A 25,154-nucleotide genomic window follows, 5' to 3' on the forward strand; every position below is an offset into this window, starting at 1 on the left:
TCCTGCAACCACGGGTGACGGACACCGGGGATTCCGGTAGCGTCACGCCCACTCGGGCCGTTTCTCCGGCTCTCGCCAGGCCTCGTATTTCTGCCTGGTACGTGTTCTAGTTTTGTTTCGTCGTCACGACCCGCTCGCGAGTGTGACGACCTCCTGTGGCGACGTGGTCGAGCTCGGTTCCTGCGTCGAAAATCTCAGCGAAACCCCAGTGTAAACCCACTTATGAGCGTGTCGATGCGCGTCGGTCGACGCCCGTGTGTCCGTTCGGACGGAAATGGATCGAGATGCCCCTCGGCGGATCTTTGACAGGTGAACACGTTCTAGTTACTATGACCCGGGTCACAGCACACGCCATCGATCGGCCGCGCGCCGACGACGTGAGGATCGAAGGGGGCACACGATGGTAGACCTCCTCGAGGTCCCCTTACGGGCCGTCGGCGGACTGTTCGCCATGACCGGCGAGACCGCCCGGGCAGCCTTTCGTCGCCCCTTCCAGCGGCGCGAGTTCATCGACCAGGCCTGGTTCGTCGCCCGCGTCTCGCTCGTGCCCACCGTGCTCGTCGCGGTGCCGTTCACCGTTCTGGTGAGCTTCACCCTCAACATCCTGCTCCGGGAGATCGGCGCGGCCGACCTCAGCGGAGCGGGTGCGGCCCTCGGCGCGGTGACGCAGGTCGGCCCCATGGTCACCGTGCTCATCGTCGCCGGTGCCGGCGCCACCGCGATCTGCGCCGATCTCGCGGCGCGCACCATCCGCGAGGAGATCGACGCGATGCGTGTGCTCGGCATCGATCCGATCCAGCGTCTCGTCGTGCCCCGGGTGCTCGCCTCCACCGTCGTCGCCCTGCTGCTCAACGGTCTCGTGTGCACGATCGGCATCCTCGGCGGGTTCGCCTTCTCGGTCTTCCTCCAGGACGTCAACCCCGGCGCGTTCATCAACGGCATCACCCTGCTCACCGGTTTCGGAGAACTGATGATCTCCCAGGTCAAGGCAGGCCTGTTCGGCATGATCGCGGGGCTGGTCGCGTCCTATCTCGGTCTCAATGTCAAAGGTGGAGCGAAAAGTGTCGGCGACGCCGTCAATCAGACGGTCGTGTTCGCGTTCATGGCACTGTTCGTGGTCAACCTCCTCGTCACGGCCGTCGGCATCAAGCTGACCGCGGGATGAGGGGAGCGGAGATTTCATGGCAGTGATGTCCTGGCGGTTCCCCCGTGCGGTTCGGCGCATGTCACGTGCGTCGTCCACGGTGGACCGAGTGGGGGAGCAGGCGCTGTTCTTCGGGCGCGCCCTCGCGACGGTCCCCCGGGCACTGACGCACTACCCCAAGGAGACGGTGCGTCTGGTCGCCGAGATCAGCATGGGCACCGGCGCACTCGCCGTCATCGGCGGCACCGTTGTGATCGTCGGCTTCCTGACGCTCTTCACCGGCGGCATCATCGCCGTGCAGGGCTTCAGCTCCCTCGGCAACATCGGCGTCGAAGCGCTCACCGGCTTCTTCGCGGCCTTCATCAACGTGCGTATCGCGGCCCCGACGATCGCCGGCATCGGGCTGGCGGCCACCATCGGCGCCGGCTCCACCGCCCAGCTCGGCGCCATGCGTGTCTCCGAGGAGATCGACGCGCTTGAGACCATGGCGATCCCGTCCATCCCGTATCTGGTGTCCACGCGCGTGCTCGCCGGGATGATCGCGATCGTCCCGCTGTACTCGCTCGCCGTGATCGCCTCGTTCGTCGCGAGCCGTTTCGCGACGGTGGTGCTCTACGGCCAGTCGGCGGGCGTGTACGACCACTACTTCACGACCTTTCTGATACCCACCGACATCCTGTGGTCGTTCGTCCAGGCCATCGTGATGGCGATCGCCGTGATGCTCATCCACACCTACTACGGCTTCACCGCAGGTGGCGGCCCCGTCGGTGTGGGTGTCGCGGTCGGCAACGCGGTGCGGGCCTCGCTTGTCGCGGTCGTCACCGTCACCCTGCTCATCTCGCTCGCCGTCTACGGCGCGACCGGCAACTTCAACCTGTCGGGATAGGGCGCGCGACATGGACACTCCTTCGTGGAAGAAGAAGCTCGCCGCCTTCGGTCTCGTGGGCGGCCTCGCCGCGATCGTCGCGGTGGCACTGACGATGTTCGCCGGTGGGTTCACCTCGACGGTCCCGCTCACCGTCACCTCACCCCGCTCCGGTCTGGTGATGGAGCCCGACGCCAAGGTGAAGATGCGCGGCGTCGAGGTGGGCCGCGTGGCGTCGATCGAGCACACACCCGCCGGCGCGGTCCTGCATCTCGACATGCAACCCGGGCAGATGCAACTCATTCCGTCGAACGCGCGGGTGGCGATCGAATCCACCACCGTCTTCGGTGCCAAGTTCGTCGACATCGTCGTCCCCGACGATCCGTCCTCCGTGCCGATGCAGGAAGGCGCCGTGATCGCGGCCGACAACGTCACCGTCGAGTTCAACACCGTCTTCGAGCACCTGTCCGACGTGCTCGCCCAGATCCAGCCCGAGAAGCTCAACGCCACCCTCGGAGCGTTGTCGGAGGCGCTCAACGGACGCGGCGACGCCCTCGGCGCCGCCCTGTCCGAGGCCGATGCGTATCTCGCCGAGATGAATCCGTCGCTGCCGCAACTGCAGGCCGACCTCGTCTCGGCCGCGCAGGTCACCGACGTCTACGCCGACACGGCACCCGACCTCATGACCACGATCGGCAACGCCACCGACGTCGGAAACACCGTCGTCGACGAACAACAGCAGCTCGACCTGCTGCTCATGAACCTCACCGGTCTCGCGAACACCGGACGGGACGTCCTGGGGGAGAACGAAGCACAGATGACCACCGCACTCGACAGCCTGAGCCACACCACCGGCCTGCTCGGTGAGTACTCGCCCGAACTGACCTGCTTCATCGTCGGTCTCAACGACGCTCGGGTGGCGTTCGAACCGATGGCCGGCACCGGCGAGTACGCGGCCCTGACCCTGAGCACGAGCTTCATGGGTGGTGCCACGCCGTACAACGACGCCCAGGATCTGCCCGTGGTCGGCGCGAGCGGCGGACCGAACTGCTGGGGCCTGCCGAACTTCGACCCGCGCCGCGACGGTCACGCACCGTTCGTCGTGACGAACACCGGTGAAACGCCCTACAAGCCCGCAACGGAGGCCTGGATCCGCTACCCGACGATCTTCCAGTACCTGTTCGGCGATCATCTCGCAGGCGGGCGGTGACGATGAGAGCGACCACCGTCAAGTTCCTGATCTTCGCCATCACGATGGCATTGATCTTCGCCGGGCTCGCCGTCGTGTTCAGCCAGGCGCGGTTCACCGGCACCGAGAACTACCGGGCCACCTTCACGGACGTCTCCGGTCTCGGTACCGGCGACAAGGTCCGCATCGCCGGGGTGCAGGTCGGCTCCGTGAAGAAGGTCGACATCGGCCCCGACAACACCGCCGAGATCGAGTTCGACGTGGACGCGAAGCACACGCTGTTCACCAGTACCCGCGCCACCGTGCGGTACGAGAACCTCGTCGGCGACCGGTATCTCGAACTGCTCGAAGGCGCCGGCAGCGTCGACGTCCTGCCCGCCGGTGGCAGCATCCCGATCGAACAGACCGAACCGGCCCTCGACCTCGACCTGCTCCTCGGCGGGTTCAAGCCGCTGCTGCAGGGCCTCGACGCGCAGCAGGTCAACGACCTCTCCGGAGCACTCTTGCAGGTCTTCCAGGGTCAGGGCGACACGCTCGTGTCGCTGCTGGGGAACACCAACTCGTTCACCAACTCCCTCGCCGACCGCGACCAGCTGATCGGCGACGTCATCGACAACCTCAACGCCGTCCTCGGCACGATCGACGATCACGATCGCGAGTTCGAGAACACCATCGAACAGCTGCACACCCTGGTGGGCGGGCTGTCCGCCGACCGTGATCCCATCGGCGCGTCGATCCCGCAGATCGCCACCGGCACTGCGGATCTCGCCGCACTGCTGCAGAACAACCGGCCCGACCTGCAGACGGTCATCGCCGAGACGAACCGCACCATGACCCAGCTCGACCTCGGCAAGGACGACATCAACCGCACGCTCGAACGCCTGCCCTCCGATTACAAGAAACTCATCCGCGTGGGTGCGTACGGAAACTTCTTCCAATTCTTCCTCTGTGCCAATACTTTCAAGTTCTCCGGACCGGACGGCACCACCATCCGGTACACCACGGCGAACCACGACACGGGAAGGTGTGCGAAGGTCGAATGAGTGCACCTCGTGACCCCAACTACATCCGGACGGGCATCATCGGCCTGGCCGTGTCCGCCGCGATCGTGCTCGCCGGTCTGCAGTACGACCAGCTGCACTTCCTCTCGGGTGGCCTGAGCTACTCGGCCCGTTTCCAGGACGCCGGTGGCCTCGTCCCCGGCGACGACGTCATGCTCGCCGGCGTGAACGTCGGCGACGTCACCGACGTGCGGCTCGACGATCAGGCCGTGCTGGTCACCTTCCGTATCCGCGACGGCATCGGGCTCGGCGACACCACCGGTGCCGACATCAAGACCAACACCGTCCTCGGCCGGAAGTCCCTGGCGCTACGCCCCGGTGGCGACGGCGTGATGCGCCCGGGCTCGGTGATCGCGCTCGAACGCACCAACTCGCCGTACTCGCTGACCGACGCTCTCGGCGACCTCACGACGTCGGTCTCCGAACTCGACACCGACCGGATCAACGAGTCGCTCGACGCGTTGTCGCAGTCGCTCGAGAACACCCCGCCCGAGATCCAGGGCGCATTGGAGGGCATGACCCGCCTGTCGCAATCGATCAACGCCCGCGACGAATCGCTGGACCAGCTGCTCGAACGCGCCGAGGGCGTGACGAGCATCCTCGCCGAGCGCAGCGACCAGGTCAACGCGCTCATCGTCGACGCGAATGCGCTGTTCGGCGAACTGAGTCTGCGCCGCGACGCCATCACCGAACTGATCGCGAACATCTCGTCCGTCTCGCGTCAGCTCACCGGCCTCGTGCAGGACAACCAGGCGCAGATGGCACCGACGCTCGAGAAGCTCAACCTCGTGACGGCCAACCTGCAGGCGAACAAGGAGAACATCGCCGGCGCACTCGACGGTCTGGGCCCGTACATCAGCGCACTCGGCGAATCCGTCGCCAGCGGACCGTTCTTCAACGCCTATGTGTCCAACATCCTTCCGGCACCGTGGTGGAAGGCCGTGGTGGACAGCCAGGTCGCACCCGATCTCCTCCCCGAGGATCTGCAGGACGTGATCCCGGACGAACCCCCGACGATCAAGAGGGACGGCGAATGAGTACCGATACCGCCGCAACGACCCGGCGGCGCCCGACCTGGCTGATGGCGGCGATCATCGGCGCCGTCGTCGTGCTCGTGCTCGGCGCCCTCGCCGTGTTCGTCCTCCCGGACCTCGGCAAGCGCACCGTCTATGCCGAATTCGCTTCCACCAGCGGCCTGTACGAGGGCGACGACGTGCGGGTGCTCGGGGTGTCGGTGGGACGAATCAGCGACATCGAACCCCGCGACGACCTCGTGCGGGTGACGATGCAGGTCGACAGCGGTGTCGAGATCCCGTCCGACGCGAACGCCGTCGTCATCGCGCAGAGCCTCGTCTCGGCGCGTTTCGTCCAGCTCACCCCGGTCTACTCGGGCGGTCCGACGATCGAGGACGGCGCGACGATCCCGATGCAGCGCACGGCCTCTCCGGTCGAATGGGACCAGATCAAGACCGAACTGATGCGGCTGTCCGAAGCGCTCGGACCCGAGGAACTCGACCCGCAGGGATCCCTCGGCCGGTTCATCGACACCGCGGCCGACAATCTCGAGGGCAACGGGCAGACCGTGCGTGGGGCCCTGCGCGAGTTGTCGGACACGATGCGCACGCTCTCCGAGGGGCGCACCGATCTGTTCTCGACGATCCGCAACCTGCAGACCTTCGTGTCGGTCCTCTCGTCGAGCAACGAGCAGATCGTCCAGTTCGGCGGTCGTCTCGCGTCGGTCTCCGACGTGCTCGCGCAGAGTTCCGACCAGCTCGGTGTCTCCTTGTCCGAGTTGAACATCGCCGTCGGCGACGTGCAGCGGTTCGTGCAGGACAACCGGGCCGGTCTCACCGAATCGGTGCAGCGACTCGCGGACGCGACCGAGGTGCTCGCCCGCAAGCGACCCGAGATCGAGCGGGTGCTGCATTCGGGCCCGACCGCCCTGGCGAACTTCTACAACATCTACAAGCCGGCGCAGGGTTCGCTCACGGGCGCACTCGCGATCAACAACCTCGCCAACCCCGTGGAGTGGATGTGCGGGTCGGTCGCGGCCGCCGCCAACGCGACCTCCGAACGCAGTGAGGAACTGTGCCGCCAGCAGCTCGGACCGGTGCTGTCGTCCATCAACGCCAACTACCTTCCGCTGCTGGTCAACCCGCTCGCCGGTGTGCAGGCCTTCGACGGCGACATCGTCTACACCGAACCCTGGCTCGAAGGGGCGTCGGAAGGACGCGGCACCGCACCCGGTCCGTCGCTGTCGGAAGCGGCGTCGCCGCTCGACGGGATCCTCGGCGGCCTGCCGTCGCTGCAGGTCCCGCAGGATCTCGGTTCCCTGCTGCAGCCGGGAGGAGGACGATGACCGGCCGATCGATGTTCCGCCGCCTCGGTGTCGCGGTCACCGCCGTCGCGGTGGGCACGACACTCACCGCGTGCGAGTGGGGTGGGCTCAACTCGATTCCCATGCCCGGCACCGCCGGACGCGGAGAAGGCGCCTACCGGGTGCAGATCGAGATGCCCAACGTGACGACCCTGACCCAGAACTCGCCCGTGCGGGTCGACGACGTCACCGTCGGGTCGATCTCGGGGATCGAACTCGACGGCTGGCACGCGCTCGTGACGGTCTCGCTCGACGAAGGCGTGATCGTTCCGGCCAACTCGCTCGCGCGGATCGGTCAGACGAGCCTGCTCGGATCGCAGCACCTCGAACTGATCCCGCCCGTCGGCGAACCCCCGGAGGGCCGCCTCGAGGACGGCGACGTCATCCCGCTCGAACGCGCCGGTGCGTATCCGACCACCGAACAGACGCTCTCGTCGTTGTCGGTGGTGCTCAACGGTGGTGGACTCGCGCAGATCAACGACATCACCACCGAGCTGAACGCGGCGCTCGTCGGCCGGGAGGACTCGATCCGGAACCTGCTCCCGCGCCTGGACGAACTGGTCTCCACTCTCGATACGCAGCGCGGTGACATCATCGCCGCGCTGGAGGGCATGGACCGTCTGGCGGCGACCGTGAACGACCAGAACGCGACACTCGTCCGGGCTCTCGAGGAACTGCCGCCCGCGATCGAGGTGCTGGCCGACCAGCGCTCGAACCTCACGGCCGCGATGAGTTCGCTCGGCGAGATGAGCACCGTGGCGAGCCGGGTCGTGGAGACCTCGAACGACGACCTGAAGGCGAATCTCGAAGGGCTCGCGCCGACGTTGAAGGCCCTGGCCGATTCGGGCAGTGCCCTGACCGAGGTGCTCGGTGTGCTGCTCACCTATCCCTTCCCGCAGGCGGGCATCAACAACATCATCCGCGGCGACTACGCGAACCTCGCGATGACGATCGACCTCAGTCTCGAACGTCTCGACCTGAACTTCCTGTCCGGGACGCCGCTCGCGGGACGCCTCGCGGGTCCGGAGGGGATCCTCGGCCGCGACGCGGGACTCGCTGCGCAGGCGACGGATCCGTTCCGTGCACCGCTCGAGCCGCCACCGCCGCCACCGCCCGGTCCCGAAGGAAAACTGACGATCCCCGGCATCGGTGAGATCACCATTCCCGGCCTTCCCCTGGGGGTGCCCGCACCATGATGCTCACGCGGTTCGTCCGCATCCAGCTCACGATCTTCGCGATCCTCACGGTCGTCGGACTCGTCGTGATGTCGCTGATGTACGTGCGGCTGCCCGCCCTGTTCGGGGTCGGGCGGTACGAGGTGGTCGTCGAACTCCAGTCGACCGGCGGCCTGTACCCGCATTCGAACGTCACCTACCGCGGCAACACCGTCGGCACCGTCCGGAGCGTCTCGCTGTCGCCGGTGGGCGTCGAGGCGAAGTTGTCCATCGACAGCGACGCGAAGATCCCCGCCGACGTCGACGCGGCCGTGCGCAGCGTGTCGGCGGTCGGCGAACAGTACGTCGATCTCGTGCCCCGGGCCGACGGCTCGGGCGGTGAACGTCTGGCCGACGGCGACGTGATCCCGGTCGACCGCACGACGGTGCCCCAGGAGGTCGGTGCCCTGCTCGACCAGGCCGACGTGCTGCTCGCCTCGATCGGCGACACGCGACTGCAGACGGTGGTCGACGAGGCGTTCGACGCGTTCAACGGCTCCGGACCCGAACTGCAGGAACTGATCGACTCGACGCGCCTGTTCGTGCAGGAGGCCTCGGCGAACAGCGCCGAGACACGGCAGTTGATCGATCAGATCGGTCCGCTGCTCGACACGCAGGTGGTCACGAGCGACGCCATCCGGTCGTGGACACGCGACATGGTGACCTTCACCGATCGTCTGCGCGAGAGCGATCCCGACCTGCGGGCCCTGCTCGACGTCGGGCCGGGAGCCGCTGCCGAAGCCGAATCGTTGCTGCAGGACCTGAAACCGACACTGCCGCTGCTGCTCGCGAATCTGGTGAGCGTCGGCGAGGTGGGCGTCATCTACAACGCCGGCATCGAACAGATCCTGGTGCTGTACCCGCCGATGACGACGGCCCTGATCACCGCGGCCGGCGACGGCCCACCCGAGGACGGTGCCGTGGTGGACTTCCATCTGCAGCTGCACGATCCGCCGCCGTGCCTGGCCGGTTTCGTGCCGCCGGAACAGTGGCGCAGCCCGGCCGACACGTCCATGGTCGACACCCCGGGCGACGTCTTCTGCCAACTGCCGCAGGACTATCCGAATGCGATCCGCGGTGCCCGGAACCTGCCGTGCATGGAGTACCCGGGCCGTCGCGCACCGACGCCCGACATGTGCCGCACCGGGTACAGCCCCACCTACTCGGACAATCCGTGGACCGGGCCGCCCACGCCGGTGGCCTCGGAGAACGTCGCACCCACACCCGCCTCCTACGGCGGGGGAGACGACACGGCTCCCGCCGGGGTCGCGGCGCGACGGATCGATCCGCAGACCGGGACGTACATTGGTCCCGACGGCACCGTGTATACGCACGCCGATCTCGGTGGAGATCGGAGCTTGGAGAGTTACATGAAGGCGCAGCAGGGCTGATGGCAGACGAGATCGACAAGAAGACGAAGCCGAGATGGGCCAAGCCGGTCGCGATCATCGCGTCCGTGCTGGTGATCGCACTCGTGGCGGTCGGGGCCTGGCTCATCGTCGACCGGCAGCCCGCGAACGAACGCGACGAGCGTCGGGAGGCGTACCTGCAGGCCGCGCGGCAGACGGTGCTCAACCTGACCACCATCAACGCCGACACCGCCGACGCCGACGTCGCGCGTCTGCTCGAAGGCGCGACGGGTGATTTCAAGGCCGAGTTCGAGGGCCGCGAAGGACCTTTCGTGGAGGTCGTGCAGCAGGCCGGTGTCGACACCACCGGTGAGGTCCTCGAGGCGGGGATCCAGAACGAGGACGGCACGTGCGCGTCGTCGCTCGTCGCCTCCCGCGCGATGGTGAGCAACGCCGACCAGACCGAACCCGAAGCGCGCGACTTCCGTCTGCGGGTGACGATCTGCGACGAGAACGGCAGATTGTTGGCGTCGAAGGTGGAGTTCGTGCCGTGACCGACGAGAAGGACGATCGCGTGACGCTCGACAAGACGACCGACGACACTGTGGCCGGTGGGACCGGAGAGAAGGACGGATCCACCGCCGCCGAGACCTCGGCCGCCGACGCCTCCGTCTCGGACGTGGCCTCGGATCCGAAGGCCTCGTACCTCCCGCACATCGCGATCGGATTGTCGGTCGTGGCACTGGTTTTCGCGGTCCTGGTGGGATGGCTCGCCTACGGTACCGTCCAGCAGTCCGCCGCCGAGACGGCGCGGACGGAGGCGCGGGTCGCTGCGGAGGAACAGGCGGTCGCGATGCTCGCCTACACCCACGACCAGGTGGACGCGCAGACCGACGCCGCCGCGGAGGGTCTCACCGGCGACTTCCGCGACGAGTACACCAATCTGATGAAGAACATCATCGCGCCGGGCGCCAAGGAGAAGGCGATCAGCGTGCAGGTGAGCGTGCAGGCGTCGTCGGTGGTCTCCGCCGACGCCGACAACGCCGTGACCCTGCTGTTCCTCAACCAGATCACGACGAGTTCGGAGAACCCCGAAGCGGTGAGCAGCGGCAGCCGGGTGCGCGTCGAACTCGAAAAGCAGGACGGGCGTTGGCTCGTCAGCCGACTGACCCCGATCTAGGAGAGAGCCGTCAGGTGGGGTCGGGTTCGCCGGCCTCACCCGGCGCGATCAGCGCGCGCCCGGCAGCGCCGGTGTTGGCGAGGGTCTCGAGGAACGAACGGGCCCAGCGATCCACGTCGTGCGTGAGCACCTGACGGCGCAGCGCACGCATCCTCTTGCGGCCGTCCTCGCGCGGCACCTCGATCGCGGCCTGGATCTTGTCCTTGACATCCTCGAGGTCGTGCGGGTTGCACTGGAACGACTGCCGCAGTTCGGCTGCGGCACCGGTGAACTCGCTGAGCACCAACGCGCCGCCGAGATCGCTGCGGCACGCGATGTACTCCTTGGCGACGAGATTCATGCCGTCGCGCAAGGGGGTCACCAGCATGACGTCGGCCGCGACGAAGAATGCGATGAGCTCGTCGCGGGGGACCGGGCGGTGGATGTAGTGCACCACCGGACGCCCCACCTCGGCGTACTCACCGTTGATGCGGCTGACCGTCCGCTCGATCTCGCCGCGCATGTGGACGTAGGAATCGACGCGTTCCCGGCTCGGGGTCGCGAGTTGCACCATCACGGTGTCCTTCGGGTCCATGCGACCCTCGGCGAGAAGTTCGTGCACCGCCTCGAGCCGCACGTCGATGCCCTTGGTGTAGTCGAGCCGGTCGACACCGAGCAGGATCTTCTTCGGGTTGCCGAGTTCCTTGCGCAGCGCCTTGGCGCGGTCGCGGATGGCCTTGCTGCGCGACTGCTGGTCGAGCCGGCCCGATTCGATGGAGATGGGGAAGGCACCGACGCGCACCGAGCGGAAGCCGACCTGGACCACGCCGAGCTTCGACCGGATCCCGATGTTGCCGCGTGAGGTCTGGGCACCTGCCAGACGTCGGGCGAGATACAGGAAGTTCTGGGCACCACCGGGGAGGTGGAAGCCGATGAGATCGGCGCCGAGCAGACCCTCGACGATCTCGGTGCGCCACGGCAGCTGCATGAACAGCTCGATCGGCGGGAACGGGATGTGCAGGAAGAAGCCGATCGTCAGATCGGGGCGGAGCATCCGCAGCATCTTCGGCACCAGCTGCAGCTGGTAGTCCTGGATCCAGACGGTCGCGCCCTCCGCGGCGGCCTTCGCGGTCTCCTCGGCGAAGCGGCGGTTGATCTCGACGTAGGAGTTCCACCATTCGCGCCGGTACTCCGGGCGCACGATCACGTCGTGGTAGAGCGGCCACAGCGTGGCGTTGGAGAAGCCCTCGTAGTAGTCGGCGATGTCCTCGGTGCTCAACCGCACCGAGTGCAGGGTCAGCCCGTCCTCGACGATGACGCCCGACTCGGCGTCGGCCACACCGGCCCAGCCGACCCACGCGCCGTTGTTCGCACGCAGGATCGGCTCGAGCGCGGTGACGAGGCCGCCCGGACTGCGCTTCCAGCGGGTGGTGCCGTCGGGAAGCCGTTCGAGGTCGACCGGCAGGCGATTGGCGACGACCACGAAGTCCGACCCGGCGTGCGAGTCGTGGTTCCCCGCTGCGTCCGCTTCGCCTGCTGTCACGTTGTGGTCCTCTTTCGGGGCCGGTGCCGTCGCCGGCCCGGCAGGGTGGGTGCCGTCACCGGCACCGGGATGGGTGTCGAGCTCGTCAGTGCTTGTCGCTGGGGCCGATGCCGAGCATCGACAGCAGCATGCGGCACTCGTCCGCATTCTCTGCGTAGGCGGCGACGACTCGTTGCGCCTGTCGCGCGGTTTCGTCGGCGACGGGTTCGAGATCCTCGTCGGCGATGTCGTTCGCGGTGGTCGGGTCCGCGGCCATGATGTCCTCCCGGGGTCGCTGCTCTGTGCGAGCACGCATCGTCCTTCGACTCTAGGAGAATCGGACAGCTCGCCGCCACCCACCTTCCGAGGTCGGTCCTGGCGCGGCCCTGCCCGTCTACGTCGCGGTACCGTAGGACGGTCGTGCTGTAGGTACACCGTGTGTGTTTCCGGCGCGCGACGTCACGGCGCCGACCCGCGGCGCACAACCGCGCTCTCGTCGAGGAAGGTATTCATGCCCATTGCCACCGTGAACGGCATCCCGCTGAACTACCAGGTCAAGGGAACGGGCGATCTCGTCGTCCTCATCATGGGAACGGGTAGTCCGGGGCGCGTGTGGGATCTGCACCAGGTGCCCGCGCTCGTGAAGGCCGGTTACCGGGTCGCCACCTTCGACAACCGCGGCATCGCACCGTCGGGCGAGAGCCTCGGCGGCATGACCATCGACGACCTGGTGAAGGACACCGCCGGCCTGATCGAACTGCTCGGCGGTCCCGCCTACGTGATCGGTACGTCGATGGGTGCGCGTGTCGCGCAGGAGCTGGCGCTCGCCCGTCCCGAACTCGTCCGTAAGGCCGTCTTCCTGGCCGGGCACGCCCGCATGGACCAGTTCCAGCTGACGCTCACCGAGGGCGAGCGGCAGCTCTACGACAGCGGCGTGGAACTGCCGCCGAAGTACCAGGCCGCCGTCACGGCCGTGATGAATCTGTCGCCGGCCTCGCTGGCCGACGAGCACACCGCCCGCGACTGGCTGGACGTCTTCGAGTTCAGCGGCGGGAAGGTGTCGGCGGGCGTGCGTGCGCAGCTCGGCATGGACCGGGAGTTCGATCGGCGCGCGGCCTACCGCGGCATCACGGTGCCGTGCCTGGCCGTCGGGTTCGCCGACGACCGGATGATCCCGGCCTATCTGTCGCGCGAGGTGGCGGACGCCATTCCGGGTGCGCGCTACGAGGAGATCCCGGACGCCGGGCACTACGGCTATCTCGAGCGGCCGGAGGCGGTCAACAAGATCCTGGTGGACTTCCTGGCTTCGTAGGGGAGAACCCCGCACAGGGGAGATCGGCAGACGGGCGCGGTGGAATCGGTCACGATCCACCGCGCCCGTCGTTCATGGAGGCGTCGAAGGTGCCGGTGATCCGGTGGATCGGGACGTCCCACGGATCGCCGGGCGCTGGTACGCTCACCGAACAAAGGTTAGCCTGAGCTACCTTCAAGTCTCGTACGAACCGATCACGGGCCCCTCCGGCCCCTCTAGTACGGAAGTTGAGTGATGACCGACCGTTCCAGCCTTGTCGCCGATGACGCGGGGAGGTCGGAGGGCAACCCGCAAGGAGACGTCTTCGACCTCGTCGGTATCGGTTTCGGCCCCTCGAACCTGGCGCTCGCGATCGCCGTCGAGGAGCACAACACCGACAACCCCTCCTCGGCGATCCGGGCACGATTCTTCGAACGCCGGTCGGCCTTCGCCTGGCACCCGGGCATGCTGCTCGAGGGCGCCACGATGCAGATCGCGTTCCCCAAGGATCTGGTCACCTTCCGCAACCCCACGAGCTCGTACAGCTTCTTCTCCTACCTGCACGATCGTGGCCGTCTCGTGGACTTCGTCAACCACCAGACGTTCTTCCCCACGCGCCACGAGTTCCAGGACTACCTGCAGTGGGCAGCCACGCGCGTCGACGCCGACATCCACTACGGAACCGAGGTCGTCTCGGTCGAGACCGTCCGCAACCACAACGGAGTCGCCGACCTGTTCGCCGTGCGGACCGCCGACGGCGCCGTCGCGTACGCGCACAGCGTCGTGGTCGGAGTCGGACTGCGTGCCCGACTCCCGAAGTGGGCGACCGAGTCCGCCCGCTGCTTCCACAACCACCACTTCCTCTTCCACATCGAGGACATGCCGGAGCCGCAGCACCAGCGCTTCGTAGTGGTCGGCGCGGGACAGAGCGCTGCCGAGGTCGTGCAGTACCTGCACACGCACTACCCGCAGGCCGAGGTCCACAACGTCTTCAACCGCTTCGGATACAGCCCCGCCGACGACAGCCCGTACGCGAACCGCATCTTCGACCCGCAGGTCGTCGACGAGCTGCACGCGGCCCCGCTGTCCGAGCGTGAGCGTCTGCTCGCTCTGCACCGCAGCACCAACTACTCGGTCGTCTCGCCCGAACTCATCGAGGCGCTCTACGCGACCGAATACCGCGAACGGGTGAGCGGTCGTCGCCGCCTGTTCATGCGGCGTGCCTCGGAAGTCGTGTCGGCGATCGAGAGCGACGGTGGAGTCACCGTCGAGATCCGCGACAATCTCGAAGGCGACAGCGAGACACTCGAGTGCGACGCGGTGGTCCTCGCGACCGGCTTCGAGCCCGCGCCCCTCGCGCCGCTGCTGGGCGATCTCGCCCCCGAGACGCCCGTCCTGTCCGTCGCCCGCGACTACCGTCTGCCGCTGCCGGAGAACGTCACGGCCGACGTCTACCTGCAGGGCGGAACCGAGAAGACACACGGTCTGACCGCGTCGTTGCTGTCCAATGCAGCGATCCGCGCGGGTGAGATCCTCACCTCGATCGTCGAACGCCGAGAGCTCCGTCTGCCCGGAGCAGGGGGAGGAATCGATGAGCTTGGTAGGATATCGGACCATCACACCTACGCAACAAGTGAGGCGAGATGAGCACGAATCCATTTGACGACGAAGACGGCCGCTTCTACGTCCTCATCAACGATGAGGAGCAGTACTCGCTGTGGCCGACCTTCGCCGAGGTTCCGCAGGGGTGGCGGGTGGTATTCGGCGAAGAGTCGCGCGCCGCTTGCGTCGAGTACGTCGAGCAGAATTGGACCGATATGCGTCCGAAGAGCCTTCGCGACGCAATGGAAGCCGACGAGAAGGCCCGCCAGGGCAGCTGAACGCTTCCGTCAGATCCGCCGAGAGTCACGCCCGCGCCGAAAGCGCAGCGTGGCTCTCGTCGTCTGTACGGACGATCCTGCCTCCCGGCCCGATGACGACCCGTGTGAATCGAGAGGTATCGGGCCGGTGGCCAGGGGACCCGACGCGATCGGGCCCGTCGGTATCGGGCCGGTGGCGATCGGACCGGTGGCGATCGGTCCCGTCGCGAGGGGGCCGGTCCCGGGAGCTGTGGGTATCGGACCGGTGTGCAGCGATCCCACCGGGATGGGACCCGTGGCGGGGCCGGGCGCCGGACGCCACACCGGGCGGTTCTTGTCGAGCCGGATCCGGGGGATACGCCGCAGCTGCGGGCGACGCAGCGCGCCGACGCGGAGGACACCGCGCGGGTTGCGGGTGCGGCGGGCGAGCCATTCACCGAGCGTGACACCCGCGGCGAGCGCGCACCCGATACCGAACGCCGAGAACAGCGCCGTCATGCCGGTGGCCATCTGATTGCGGAGCATCGCGTACAGGCCGCGATAGAGGGCGAGACCGGGCAGCAGCGGCGTGATGCCGGCGACCGCGACGACCAGCGGCGGCGTGAGCGCGCGGCGGGCCATCAGACCACCGGCGAAACCGATGACGGTCGCGGCCAGTGCCGACGAGATGATCGGGCCGAGCGACAACCCGAGCGCGAGCTGGTAACCGAGGCTGCCGGTGGCGCCGGCGAGCGCGGCGACCGTGAGGGCCCGGCGTTCGGCGTAGCAGGCGAGGGCGTAGAACAACGCCGCCGCGGCGCCGGCGAGGATCTTCGTCGGCAGCTGTGTGAGGTCAGGGAGTGCCTCGTAACTGATGAGGGGGAGTTCGGCGCCGAACACCGACGCGACCCGCAGGGTCGTCGCGACGCCCGCGATGATGCCGCCCGTCATCATCAGCACTTCGAAGAAACGCGCCGACGCCGTGATGGGGGCACCGGTGATGGCGTCCTGCACCGAACCCACGAGCGACAGACCGGACAACAGCACCGTCACGCCGGCCGCGATGATCAGTCCCGGAGACACTTCGACCCCGATGGTCTCCCGTATCCCGTACAACGTGATCGCCGGGGCCGTCGCGATGATGCCGCCCACCAGATGCTGGAAGAAGAACGGCAACCCGGCCGCGTTGAGTTTGCGATTGACGCGGTCGATCACGAACGTCGAACCGAAGGCGACGAGCGCGACCAGCGCGTCGCCACCGAGGAGCACGGAGATCGAGGCGGCCATCGCCGACCACGCGATCGTCGCCACCCAGCGGTTGTACGGATGAGCCTTGGTGGTGATGGCGAGCAGTTCCTCGTGCGCCTGTGCCGGGGAGATCGCGTCGCGGCGGATGCGGCGGGTCAGGCGGTCGACGGCCGCGAGTCGCGTGAAGTCCATCGAGCGGTAGTGCACCACCCGCATCGTGCTCGACGGCGGCATGGTCGGTCCGCGATAGGCCGACAGCACGATCGAGTTGTAGGTGACGTCGACGTCGCACTGCGCCAGACCGTAGGTGGCAGCGACGAACCGCACCTGTTCGGCGGTGTCGATCGCGCCGGTGCCCGAGGCGAGCAGGACCTCACCGACACGTACGGCGACGTCGAGCGCCTCGGCGACCACTGCATCGTCGGTCAGATCGATCGGCTGCAGTGGCGCCGGCGCCTCGGTGACCGCGTCGATGGTCGCGCGGCGGGTCCCGAGAACCCGATCGAGGAAGTCGTCGAAGCGGCTCACCGTCCGCGGCCTCCGGTACGGCTGGGGGAAACGGGGAGGGTGGGCATGCAATCCACCGTAACGAAGGCGGGTGGGTGCGCGCCGGGAGTGTGACGCGCTATATGATGGCGTCGCTCACGCGTCGTCCGCGACCGTCGAGTTCTGTGCCTCCTTAGCTCAGTGGTAGAGCACTCGCCTTGTAAGCGAGCGGTCGTCAGTTCAATCCTGACAGGGGGCTCCAGTAGGGCCCGTCGCGTACCGCGCGGGCCTGTTTCATCCGGTGCTGCTGTGAACCGCTGCGAAGACCACGAATACGGCGAACAGCGCCGCAGCGCCCAGGCAGGCACCGATCAGAGCTTCGCGACGATGCGTCGCCGTACCCCTGTCGATCCGTTCGAGACCGATCCATCCGCACACCACCGCGACCAGACCTGCCGGGATCGCGACGAAGTCGCCGATGACGGGTACGAAGGCGAAGACGAGCGCGACGATTCCCGAGATCAGTGCCGTGTTCCCGGCGCCGTTGCGGGGCGGGACCGGGGTGAAGCGGTCTGCGGTCATCGTCCCTCGATCCGGGAGGCACACATGCACGGGCGGGTGTTCGCCCGGACCGGATCCCGATGTCCCGTCGAAGGCGAGAAGGACAACCTACATCGGAAGACGGGGCTCCGGGAGAGTTGCCGGGCCGTTGCCGTCCTGCCCCGACAGGTGGCGTTCCCCGAGGCGGAGTGCTCGGCGCTCGGACAGATCGATCACCGGCGCGATCGTGCGCGGCGCCTCGTGGAGGTCGCGTGCCGCGGCGACGCGGCCGAATACGAGGGCGACCACCGGGGATGCCGTGAACCATCCGAGCAGCGGCCAACCGATCCATGTCATACCCGGAGAACGGTTCGGGCGCACGGAGCGTTAACGGATCCGGTGCAGTTCACCCGGCAGTTCACCCCTCACATGTCACTGCAGGGGCGTGTGAATACGGAAGTGACGAAATGGATCGGATATCAGGACTTCGAGGATTCGAATGCGTCCATATCGACGAATATCAGTCGTCCGTCGTCGAGTGCCACGGCCCAGCGGCGCACGGGCGCCCAGTCGCGACCCAGCTTGTCGCCCACGGCTTCCTGTGCAGGACCGAAGTCTTCGACGATCGTGCCGGGACAGGCCTTGTCGCCCGCGACACCCGCGCGTACGACGACCTTCGAGCCCACAGCAGGCTTCGGGGGAGTATTCGACGATCCGGCCATAACTCGAATCATGCCATCAGTGGAAAGAAATGACCGGGCAAACATGCATTATCCGCATCGGACGAATGTGGTGATTCGAGTGGAATATCCCTTTTGCGTTGTTCTTTCCTCCGGAAACGACTTCGCCCACGCCGGTCGGCGTGGGCGAAGAGGTTCTCGAATCGGAGAAACAATGGTCGGTCAGCGCAGTGCGAGCTTCTCGCGCGCCTGATCGACGAACTCGGAATCGACCATGAGGTCGTAGCGCGAGGCCTCGATGCTCTTTCTCGAGACGAAGTCGCGGCGTCCCCCGGTGCTCCAGTGGGTGAAGAAGCCGAGTGATCCGCCCCATACCGCGCCGAAGACGACAGCGGCGAGGATCACGGTGGCCATGCCGGTAGCAGGCAGGAGCAGTGCCAGGAGCAGCCCGAAGAGCAAGCCCGTCCAGACGCCCGCGGCGGCGCCGCGAAGGGCGGCCTTGCCGTTGGTCATGCGGCCTTCGATGTGTTCGACGGTGGTGACTCCCTGGCCCACGACTCGCAGGTACTCCACGGGAAAGCCTTCGTCGGACAGGTGGTCGATGGCCCTCTCGACGGCGTCGTAGGTGCGGTAGCTCTCGAGGACGGTTTCGGATTCGGTGTGGTGCCCGGGTGTCGGTGCGTAGATATCTGTCATGCGTTCCCCTTCGTCGACGATTGGAACGATACGCTCATCGTAGCGTATCGTTTCGTAGTGTTTGATTCGGGGTCGCCTTTTCGGGGAGACTCGGGAATCCTGCGGGTGTATGCCCGCGCGAGGAGGATGTAGACATGGTGGGCGAGGTCGAGACGGAGTCCGTGGCCCTGACGTCGCGGCGTCCCGTCAAGGAGCGTGCCGGGACCGACGCACGCATCGTGAAGGCCGCGCTCGAGATCCTGCGCCTTCACGGGCCCAACCGCGTCACCGTCGAGGCGGTCGCGGCGCTGTCGGGCGTTGCGAAGACGACGATCTACCGGCGCTACGCGAACCGCGAGGAGATCCTCGACGCGGCACTGCACTCGCAGGTCGCCTCGCCGTGCGTTCCCGACGGGTTGTGCGTCTACGACCGCGTCAAATGGACCCTCGAACTGATCCGTCGCGGACTGTCGAACGAGGTGGGCATGGGCAGTGTCGGCGCACTGCTCACCGACCAGGAACCCGAGTTCACCGAGTCGATCCGCGAGATCATCAATGCCCGGAGCGAGGTCGTCGCCGACGTGCTCCGCACCGCGATCGAGTCGGGCGCGATCCGCAAGGACATCGACGTCGACACCGCCGTCTCGATGCTCGTCGGCGCGTATCTCGGCGCCTACCTGCGTCACGGCGAGGTGGGGGAGTCCTGGGCGGACGAGGTCGTCCACATCGTCTGCCCCGAACTGGAACCGGACACGAAGGGGCAGTGATCGTAGGCCCGCCCCCGCGGGTCGATCGGCCGTAGGCTCGACCCGTGACCGAGTCGAGTCGATGCGTGGTGGCGGTCGTGGGATCGCTCAACCTCGACCTGACGGTCGTCGTGGCACGTGCTCCCGAAGAGGGTGAGACGGTACTCGGCCGGCATCTGCGCACCTATCCGGGAGGCAAGGGCGCGAACCAGGCCATCGGTGCTGCCCGCCTGGCTCCCACCGCCATCGTCGGCGCGGTGGGCAGCGATCATGCCGCCGACGTGCTGCGCGGCGTGCAACAGAGGGCCGGGGTCGACACCTCCCATCTGCGCACCACACCGGGCCCGACCGGCCGGGCCGTCATCATCGTCTCCGACGACGGGCAGAACCGGATCGTCGTCGTACCCGAGGCCAATTCGCTGCTGAAAGCCGAGGACGTGACCACCGCACTCGATGCCCTCGATCCCGCGGTGGTGCTCACCCAACTCGAGCTGCTCCCCGCGGTGACCTGGGCCGCCGCCCAGTGGGCGCGCGATCACGACCGCCGGTTCGTGCTCAATCCGAGCCCGGTGATCGACCTGGACGAATACGTCCTCGCCGGCGCCGATCCGCTCGTACTCAACGAGCAGGAAGCCCTGCACTACGCGGGTCTTCCCGCCGGGGCCCCCTTCGACGAGATCGTGCCCCGCCTGCTCGAACAGGTACGCACCGTGGTGATCACCCGGGGCGGGGAGGACGTCGTGGTCGGAACCGAGGACGCGATCGAACATCTGCGGGTCCCGCAGGTCGACGTCGTCGACACGACGGGTGCGGGCGACCACTTCGCCGGCACGCTCGCCGCACTGCTCGGCACGGGGGAGGACCTGTTCGCGGCAGCGCGCCGGGCATCGGCCGACGCTGCCCGGCTGGTCGCATCCCGTCGCTCCGATCGCTGATCCGCGGGAACCGCGTCAGGGCGGCGGAAGCAGTTCGCCCTTGCCGCTGCGCAGCCAGCGGCCGGGAAGCCTGCCGGCGAGGTCGCCGAGCGGACCGACGGCCCCGCGCAGCAGCTCGACCGTTTCCTGCAGCATGTCGATACTCGCGTTCATCTGCGAGATGCCGGGCGTGAGATGCGCGAGTGTCTCCGAGAGCGAGACGATCTGATCGAGCGGACCGCCCTCGGCGAGCAGTCGTTCCAGGGCGCCCCGTTCGGAGAGCAGGACGTCGAGGACGCCGCCCTGGGCGAGAGCCCGCTCGACGACCCCGCCGGGCCGGATCGCCACGTCGACGATGCCGCCCGGTGCGGTGAGCCGCTCCACCGCCCCGTCCTGGGCGAGCAGCCGCTCGAGCGGGCCGTCGTGCGCGGTGAGGCGATCGAGCAGACCGCCTTCCGACACGAGGCGGTCGAGGGCACCGTCGTCGGCGAGGATCCGGTCGAGGGGACCGCCCGGCGCGGTGAGCCGGTCGACGGGTCCGCCCGGTTCGAGCAACCGATCGAGCAGGCCACCCGGCTCGGTGAGCCGATCCACGGGACCACCCGGCGCGAGCAGCCGGTCGAGGGGACCACCGGGACGCAGCGCGTGACCGAGTCCGCGGTCCTCCGACGTGAGCTTCGAGATCTGCTGCAGCAGACCCACCGAACTGCGGGTGTCGGGCAGGCCGACCGCGCCGAGCGCGGAGTAGGTGGTGGGCGACACCGCGACCCGCACGGTGCCGACGACCGTCTCGGCGACGCTCAGGGCGGCCTCGGCGGCGGTCAGACCCACACGCACCGGCATCACGAGTATGGACCCGAGGTTCATGGAACCGACTGTAACGGTCAGTGTCCGAGAACGTCAGTGCCGGAGGTTGTCGGTGCACGGAAAGGTCAGTGCACGAGTTTCAGGCCGACGACGCACAGCACGATGCCCGCGATCAGTGCGATCTTCAGCAGCGAGGCGGTCTCGGTGCCCGTGACCATCGCGTATCCCACCGTGAGGGCGGCGCCGATACCCACCCAGACGGCATAGGACGTCCCGACCGGCAGCGTGCGCAGGGCGTACGCGAGTCCTGCCATGCTCAGGACGAGGGCGACGACGAACACCAGTGTCGGTGTGAGCCGGCTGAAACCGGCGGATCTGCCGAGGGCCGTGGCCCACACGGCTTCGAGCACACCGGAGAGGACGAGAACGATCCAGGCCATGACGTACAACGCTCCTGCACCGTCTTGTCGCTGGCCGGGTACGGTGCGCTCGTCCGGGAGGCCGACCGGCGGCCACCTCCGTCGAGGTTAGGAATCCCGGGCGAGTATTGGCAAATTGCTCAGGACACGCGCAGCAGCTGTGATTCCTGCGCAATCACCGTGCACGAGCATCCGCCGTCCAGTTCGGTGCAGTCGAGAACGAGGGTGTGCCGCACGATCTCGAAGTCGACGCAGTCGGGTTCTGTGCAGTCGACCCGAGTATCGGCGTGGATCACGAGGGTGCCGTGGCAGTGGTCGAGATCGTGGTTGCACTGTGAGCACGTCATGCACCACTTGATAGCACTACCGTCGGACAGGTTCTCAGAGGCGGGTCGTGTGCCGTCCGGTTCGTCCGGTGCGCGGGCCCCGACGTCCCACGACTATCGTGAGCACGCGCAACAAGCAGGTATTGCCGACTCGGGGAGGAGTCACACATGGGGATCACGGACGTGGTCGGGAAGGCCGCGCGGAACGCGTGGTCGTTGTTCGTCGCCGACGGAATCGCGCCGCCCCATCGCACTCCCTCGGTGGTCGTCGGGGACGGTCGCCACCGGACGCTGCGTCGCTTCGGCCCGGAGAACGCCGGTCCGCCGGTGCTGCTCGTGACCCCGCTCGCCGCGTCGCCCACCTGCTTCGACCTGATGCCCGGCCAGAGTCTCGTCGAGCACCTGCTCGAGCTCGGCCGCAGCGTCTTCCTCGTCGAGTACGGCGAGATGACCTCCGACGACCGCGACCTCGGCCTCGAGTTCTGGATCGACGACGTCATCCCCGAAGCGATCGCCCGCACGTCCGAACTGTGCGGGAACCGCGAGGTGGACGTCGTGGCGTGGAGCATCGGCGGCACGCTGGCGATGCTCACCGCCGCGGCGCATCCCGACCTGCCGATGCGGTCGCTGACGGCCTTCGGCAGTCCGCTCGACTACTCCGCGATCCCGCTGATGGCGCTGCCCCGACTCGTCGGCCGGTTCGTCGCCGAGCCCGCACTCGGTCTGCTCGACGCCGTCTTCGGCGGGGTACCCGCACCCATCGTCCGCACGGCCTACCGCCTCACCGCGATCGAACGCGAGATCCAGCGTCCGTGGTTCGTCGCGACGCACCTCGCCGACGCGGAGACGCTCGCGCGGATGGAACGCGTCGACCGTTTCCAGGACGAGATCCACGGCTACGCCGGACGCGTGTTCCACCAGCTCGCGACGAGCGTGACCGTCGACAACGAACTCGCCACCGGACGTCTGGACCTCGGCGACCGGGTCGTCGACCTCGCCGATGTCACGGTGCCCGTGCTCGCACTCGGCGGCGAGGACGACGTGCTCGCCCCGATCCCGGCGGTCGAACCCGTCACGAGGCTGCTCGGCAGCACGCAGGTGCGCTTCGTCCGCGTTCCGGGGACGCACCTCGGCATGCTCACCGGCAGCGCCGCGCGCGACACCTCGTGGGTCGAACTGGACGCTTTCCTGCGCGAACCCCGTGCGAACGGCAACGCGCCGGCCGCCACGCTTCCCGTCGAACAGGAAGTCGTGACGACCGGCGCGTGAGTTGCCCGGCCGGCCGGTGGGTACCGCCGGCTAGTGCGTGCCGGCGGTCTCCGGGACCGACGCCTCCACCGCATCCGGTTCGGGCTCCGGGGCCCGTCGGACGAACAGCGAGCCGACGACGGCGATCACCGCGATCACCGCACCCCACGTGAAGGCACCGTGGACACCGTCGGCGAGCGCGCCTGCGGGATCGTCGGCGTTCTCGGCGCCCGCGACGGTCGTGCGGGTCAGCACCGTGATGAACAGCGCCGTACCGGCCGCGCCGGCGACCTGCTGCATCGTGCTGACGATGGCGCTGCCGTGCGAGTACAGCCGTCGCGGCAACGCTCCGAGGGCGGAGGTCAGCAGCGGCGAGAACATCAACGCGAGGCCGATGTTGAGCAGCACGTGCCAGGCGATGACCGTGCCGATCGCGGTGGTCGCGTCGAAGGTCGTCATGCCCCACATCGCGACACAGGCGATGACCGCGCCCGGCGCGACGAGCGGCCGCGGACCGAACCGGTCGAACAGGCGTCCGACGATGTAGCCGAGCAGACCCATGACGAGACCGCCGGGCAGCAGCATCAGGCCGGTGGTCAGCGTCGACTGACCCAGCACGTTCTGCAGGTAGATCGGCAGCAGGATGAGGGTGCCGAACAACGACATCATGCTCACCGACACGAGTGCGACCGCGAGCGAGAACGCCGGGGTGCGGAAAGCGCGCATGTCCAGCAGCGCGCCGTCGCCGAGGCGGAGCTGACGCAGGACGAAGACCGTCAGCGACGCGATACCGACGACCAGCGGCAGCCACGGGGGCAGCAGCGGATCGCCCTCGGCGGCCTCACCGAGACTGCTCAGACCGAAGACGAGACCGCTGAACCCGAGGGCCGACAGCACCACCGACGGGGCGTCGAGCGGAACGGCGACCGGTTCGGTGACATTGCGGATCCAGCTCAGGCCGAGTGCCGTCGCGACGACCGCGATCGGCAGCACCAGCCAGAACATCCACCGCCAGTTCAGCTGGTCGAGCACGACGCCACCGATGGTCGGGCCGATCGCGGGCGCGACCGCGATGACGATCGAGATCACGCCCATCGTGCGTCCGCGACGATCGGCGGGAACCAGGTTGAGCACCGTCGTGAACAGAAGCGGCAACATCACCGCGGTGCCCACGGCCTGGACGACACGACCCAGCACGAGGACCGGGAAGATCGGGGCGCTCGCGGCGATCAGTGTTCCGAGCAGGAAGCTGCCCATCGCGATCGCGAAGACCGTGCGCAGGGACAGTCGTGTGAGCAGGTAACCCGTGATCGGGATGACGACGGCCATGGTCAGCATGAATGCCGTCGTGAGCCATTGGGCGGTGGCTGCGCCGACGTCGAACTCGACCATCAGCTTCGGCAGCGCGACGCTCATGATCGTCTCGTTGAGGATGACGACGAATGCGGCCCCGACGAGAACGGCGATCAGCAGACCGGCGCGTGGTGCGGCAGCGGCCTGCGGCTCGGCCGTACCGGCCGGGGCTGGGGAACTCGGTGGAGTAGAAGACACGAGGAACTCAACGGGATACCGGTCGGAATTGTTCCGCCGATATCCCGTCGAGTGGAGATCAGTCCGGGACGTGCTCGCCGTGACCCTGTTCGCGCAGCGCATCCTTGATCTTCTGCTGCGCCCGGTCGAGCGATTCGGGCGAGGGATCCTTCTCGGCCGTCGCGAAGTCGAAGTCGCCGAGGGAGTAGGCCGGGAAGACGTGCAGATGCAGGTGGGGGACTTCCAGACCGGCGATCATCAGGCCGGCGCGCGGGGCGTCGAAGGCGGCGGTGACGGCGCGGCCGAGGATGCGGGCGACGTCGTTCACCTTCGCCCACAGGTCGTCGTCGACGCTCTGCCAGTGATCGACCTCCTGCCGCGGCACGACCAGCACATGCCCCTCGGTGAAGGGATTGATGGTCAGGAAGGAGACGACGTCGTCGTCCTGCCAGACGAAACGGCCCGGCAGTTCACCGGCGATGATCTTGCTGAACACGGAAGTCATACCGGGAGGATAAGGGACACC

The 25,154-nt window shown here is 67.7% G+C and carries 27 protein-coding genes, 1 tRNA gene, 1 pseudogene and 1 riboswitch; of the genes and pseudogenes, 17 read left to right on the top strand and 12 right to left on the bottom strand.

The features are described 5' to 3' along the window. The first annotated feature begins 400 nt into the window (after positions 1 to 400). The 10 genes from U9J23_RS03235 to U9J23_RS03280 are packed head-to-tail and all read left to right on the top strand — an operon-like array spanning position 401 to position 10,379. A complete protein-coding gene (locus U9J23_RS03235; protein ID WP_006551898.1) occupies positions 401 to 1,165 on the top strand; it encodes an MlaE family ABC transporter permease in 765 nt (254 codons plus the stop codon). A 16-nt stretch (positions 1,166 to 1,181) separates the two neighbouring features. After that, positions 1,182 to 2,030, top strand: coding sequence for an MlaE family ABC transporter permease (locus U9J23_RS03240; protein ID WP_059382468.1), 849 nt, complete (start codon positions 1,182 to 1,184; stop codon positions 2,028 to 2,030). 10 nt (positions 2,031 to 2,040) lie between these two features. Next, the gene (locus tag U9J23_RS03245; protein WP_326601366.1) at positions 2,041 to 3,219 is read left to right on the top strand and encodes an MCE family protein; all 1,179 of its coding nucleotides are present in this window, start codon (positions 2,041 to 2,043) and stop codon (positions 3,217 to 3,219) included. Between the two features lie 2 nt (positions 3,220 to 3,221). Continuing rightward, the gene (locus U9J23_RS03250; RefSeq protein WP_033096865.1) at positions 3,222 to 4,241 is read left to right on the top strand and encodes an MCE family protein; all 1,020 of its coding nucleotides are present in this window, start codon (positions 3,222 to 3,224) and stop codon (positions 4,239 to 4,241) included. Further along, complete coding sequence (locus U9J23_RS03255; RefSeq protein WP_033096864.1) at positions 4,238 to 5,296, top strand: MCE family protein; 1,059 nt, start codon at positions 4,238 to 4,240, stop codon at positions 5,294 to 5,296. The genes U9J23_RS03250 and U9J23_RS03255 overlap by 4 nt, the downstream gene beginning before the upstream one ends. Continuing rightward, positions 5,293 to 6,618 carry an MCE family protein gene (locus U9J23_RS03260; protein WP_106200646.1) on the top strand — a complete coding sequence of 442 codons (1,326 nt, stop codon included), beginning with the start codon at positions 5,293 to 5,295 and terminating at the stop codon, positions 6,616 to 6,618. Before U9J23_RS03255 ends, U9J23_RS03260 begins: the two co-directional genes overlap by 4 nt. Next, positions 6,615 to 7,832: an MCE family protein gene (locus U9J23_RS03265; protein WP_272266989.1), complete on the top strand. Its 1,218-nt coding sequence runs from the start codon at positions 6,615 to 6,617 to the stop codon at positions 7,830 to 7,832. Before U9J23_RS03260 ends, U9J23_RS03265 begins: the two co-directional genes overlap by 4 nt. Then, positions 7,829 to 9,241: an MCE family protein gene (locus U9J23_RS03270; protein ID WP_059382464.1), complete on the top strand. Its 1,413-nt coding sequence runs from the start codon at positions 7,829 to 7,831 to the stop codon at positions 9,239 to 9,241. The genes U9J23_RS03265 and U9J23_RS03270 overlap by 4 nt, the downstream gene beginning before the upstream one ends. Next, positions 9,241 to 9,753 carry a hypothetical protein gene (locus tag U9J23_RS03275; RefSeq protein ID WP_326601372.1) on the top strand — a complete coding sequence of 171 codons (513 nt, stop codon included), beginning with the start codon at positions 9,241 to 9,243 and terminating at the stop codon, positions 9,751 to 9,753. Before U9J23_RS03270 ends, U9J23_RS03275 begins: the two co-directional genes overlap by 1 nt. After that, positions 9,750 to 10,379 (top strand): twin-arginine translocation pathway signal, encoded by a 630-nt coding sequence (locus tag U9J23_RS03280; protein WP_230824365.1) that lies wholly within the window; start codon positions 9,750 to 9,752, stop codon positions 10,377 to 10,379. The genes U9J23_RS03275 and U9J23_RS03280 overlap by 4 nt, the downstream gene beginning before the upstream one ends. Before the next feature lie 10 nt (positions 10,380 to 10,389). Here U9J23_RS03280 and U9J23_RS03285 read toward each other — a convergent pair whose 3' ends face one another. Then, positions 10,390 to 11,901: an alpha,alpha-trehalose-phosphate synthase (UDP-forming) gene (locus U9J23_RS03285; RefSeq protein ID WP_085469375.1), complete on the bottom strand. Its 1,512-nt coding sequence runs from the start codon at positions 11,899 to 11,901 to the stop codon at positions 10,390 to 10,392. An 85-nt stretch (positions 11,902 to 11,986) separates the two neighbouring features. After that, positions 11,987 to 12,196, bottom strand: a complete 210-nt coding sequence (locus U9J23_RS03290) for a hypothetical protein (RefSeq protein WP_016692417.1) — start codon at positions 12,194 to 12,196, stop codon at positions 11,987 to 11,989. A gap of 195 nt (positions 12,197 to 12,391) precedes the next feature. On the opposite strand from U9J23_RS03290, the gene U9J23_RS03295 reads away from it, so the two are divergent. The 3 genes from U9J23_RS03295 to U9J23_RS03305 all read left to right on the top strand — a co-directional run bounded on the left by U9J23_RS03295 (position 12,392) and on the right by U9J23_RS03305 (position 15,051). Further along, positions 12,392 to 13,192 carry an alpha/beta fold hydrolase gene (locus U9J23_RS03295; protein WP_085469374.1) on the top strand — a complete coding sequence of 267 codons (801 nt, stop codon included), beginning with the start codon at positions 12,392 to 12,394 and terminating at the stop codon, positions 13,190 to 13,192. A 234-nt stretch (positions 13,193 to 13,426) separates the two neighbouring features. Further along, on the top strand, positions 13,427 to 14,818 hold the full coding sequence (locus U9J23_RS03300) for a lysine N(6)-hydroxylase/L-ornithine N(5)-oxygenase family protein (protein WP_085469373.1): 1,392 nt from the start codon (positions 13,427 to 13,429) through the stop codon (positions 14,816 to 14,818). Next, entirely contained in the window at positions 14,815 to 15,051 is a 237-nt protein-coding gene (locus U9J23_RS03305; protein ID WP_006551884.1) for an MbtH family protein, read from the top strand. The genes U9J23_RS03300 and U9J23_RS03305 overlap by 4 nt, the downstream gene beginning before the upstream one ends. Before the next feature lie 336 nt (positions 15,052 to 15,387). Here U9J23_RS03305 and U9J23_RS03310 read toward each other — a convergent pair. Beyond that, a pseudogene (locus U9J23_RS03310) lies at positions 15,388 to 16,785 on the bottom strand (threonine/serine ThrE exporter family protein); the annotation flags it as partial. A gap of 145 nt (positions 16,786 to 16,930) precedes the next feature. On the opposite strand from U9J23_RS03310, the gene U9J23_RS03315 reads away from it, so the two are divergent. Then, positions 16,931 to 17,005: transfer RNA gene (locus tag U9J23_RS03315), tRNA-Thr, on the top strand. A gap of 32 nt (positions 17,006 to 17,037) precedes the next feature. On the opposite strand, the gene U9J23_RS03320 is transcribed toward U9J23_RS03315, so the two are convergent. The 4 genes from U9J23_RS03320 to U9J23_RS03335 all read right to left on the bottom strand — a co-directional run bounded on the left by U9J23_RS03320 (position 17,038) and on the right by U9J23_RS03335 (position 18,659). Further along, complete coding sequence (locus U9J23_RS03320) at positions 17,038 to 17,325, bottom strand: hypothetical protein (protein ID WP_059382459.1); 288 nt, start codon at positions 17,323 to 17,325, stop codon at positions 17,038 to 17,040. 87 nt (positions 17,326 to 17,412) lie between these two features. Further along, positions 17,413 to 17,640 carry a hypothetical protein gene (locus U9J23_RS03325; protein ID WP_272266984.1) on the bottom strand — a complete coding sequence of 76 codons (228 nt, stop codon included), beginning with the start codon at positions 17,638 to 17,640 and terminating at the stop codon, positions 17,413 to 17,415. A 122-nt stretch (positions 17,641 to 17,762) separates the two neighbouring features. Beyond that, entirely contained in the window at positions 17,763 to 18,005 is a 243-nt protein-coding gene (locus U9J23_RS03330; protein ID WP_026061175.1) for a hypothetical protein, read from the bottom strand. A gap of 180 nt (positions 18,006 to 18,185) precedes the next feature. Further along, positions 18,186 to 18,659 (bottom strand): general stress protein, encoded by a 474-nt coding sequence (locus tag U9J23_RS03335; RefSeq protein WP_059382457.1) that lies wholly within the window; start codon positions 18,657 to 18,659, stop codon positions 18,186 to 18,188. Positions 18,660 to 18,793: 134 nt separating this feature from the next. Here U9J23_RS03335 and U9J23_RS03340 point away from each other — a divergent pair, with 134 nt between their 5' ends. Together U9J23_RS03340 and U9J23_RS03345 are read left to right on the top strand one after the other, a co-directional pair. Further along, the gene (locus U9J23_RS03340) at positions 18,794 to 19,405 is read left to right on the top strand and encodes a TetR/AcrR family transcriptional regulator (RefSeq protein ID WP_059382456.1); all 612 of its coding nucleotides are present in this window, start codon (positions 18,794 to 18,796) and stop codon (positions 19,403 to 19,405) included. Positions 19,406 to 19,449: 44 nt separating this feature from the next. Next, a complete protein-coding gene (locus U9J23_RS03345) occupies positions 19,450 to 20,319 on the top strand; it encodes a ribokinase (protein WP_326601384.1) in 870 nt (289 codons plus the stop codon). Between the two features lie 15 nt (positions 20,320 to 20,334). Here U9J23_RS03345 and U9J23_RS03350 read toward each other — a convergent pair whose 3' ends face one another. From U9J23_RS03350 to U9J23_RS03360, 3 genes are all read right to left on the bottom strand, one after another. Then, complete coding sequence (locus tag U9J23_RS03350; RefSeq protein ID WP_059382455.1) at positions 20,335 to 21,165, bottom strand: hypothetical protein; 831 nt, start codon at positions 21,163 to 21,165, stop codon at positions 20,335 to 20,337. Positions 21,166 to 21,230: 65 nt separating this feature from the next. After that, positions 21,231 to 21,545 (bottom strand): DMT family transporter, encoded by a 315-nt coding sequence (locus tag U9J23_RS03355; protein WP_059382454.1) that lies wholly within the window; start codon positions 21,543 to 21,545, stop codon positions 21,231 to 21,233. Positions 21,546 to 21,558: 13 nt separating this feature from the next. Beyond that, positions 21,559 to 21,624, bottom strand: a riboswitch (guanidine-III (ykkC-III) riboswitch). 40 nt (positions 21,625 to 21,664) lie between these two features. Then, entirely contained in the window at positions 21,665 to 21,871 is a 207-nt protein-coding gene (locus U9J23_RS03360; RefSeq protein ID WP_085469369.1) for a hypothetical protein, read from the bottom strand. A 147-nt stretch (positions 21,872 to 22,018) separates the two neighbouring features. On the opposite strand from U9J23_RS03360, the gene U9J23_RS03365 reads away from it, so the two are divergent. Then, the gene (locus tag U9J23_RS03365) at positions 22,019 to 23,119 is read left to right on the top strand and encodes an alpha/beta hydrolase (RefSeq protein WP_229579846.1); all 1,101 of its coding nucleotides are present in this window, start codon (positions 22,019 to 22,021) and stop codon (positions 23,117 to 23,119) included. A 30-nt stretch (positions 23,120 to 23,149) separates the two neighbouring features. Here U9J23_RS03365 and U9J23_RS03370 read toward each other — a convergent pair whose 3' ends face one another. Together U9J23_RS03370 and U9J23_RS03375 are read right to left on the bottom strand one after the other, a co-directional pair. Further along, entirely contained in the window at positions 23,150 to 24,649 is a 1,500-nt protein-coding gene (locus U9J23_RS03370; protein WP_085469474.1) for an MDR family MFS transporter, read from the bottom strand. A 58-nt stretch (positions 24,650 to 24,707) separates the two neighbouring features. Beyond that, complete coding sequence (locus U9J23_RS03375; protein ID WP_059382450.1) at positions 24,708 to 25,133, bottom strand: HIT family protein; 426 nt, start codon at positions 25,131 to 25,133, stop codon at positions 24,708 to 24,710. Between the last annotated feature and the right edge of the window lie 21 nt (positions 25,134 to 25,154).

This window comes from Rhodococcus sp. PD04, from assembly GCF_035918275.1.
In the GTDB taxonomy this organism is placed as follows: Bacteria; Actinomycetota; Actinomycetes; order Mycobacteriales; family Mycobacteriaceae; genus Rhodococcus; species Rhodococcus rhodochrous.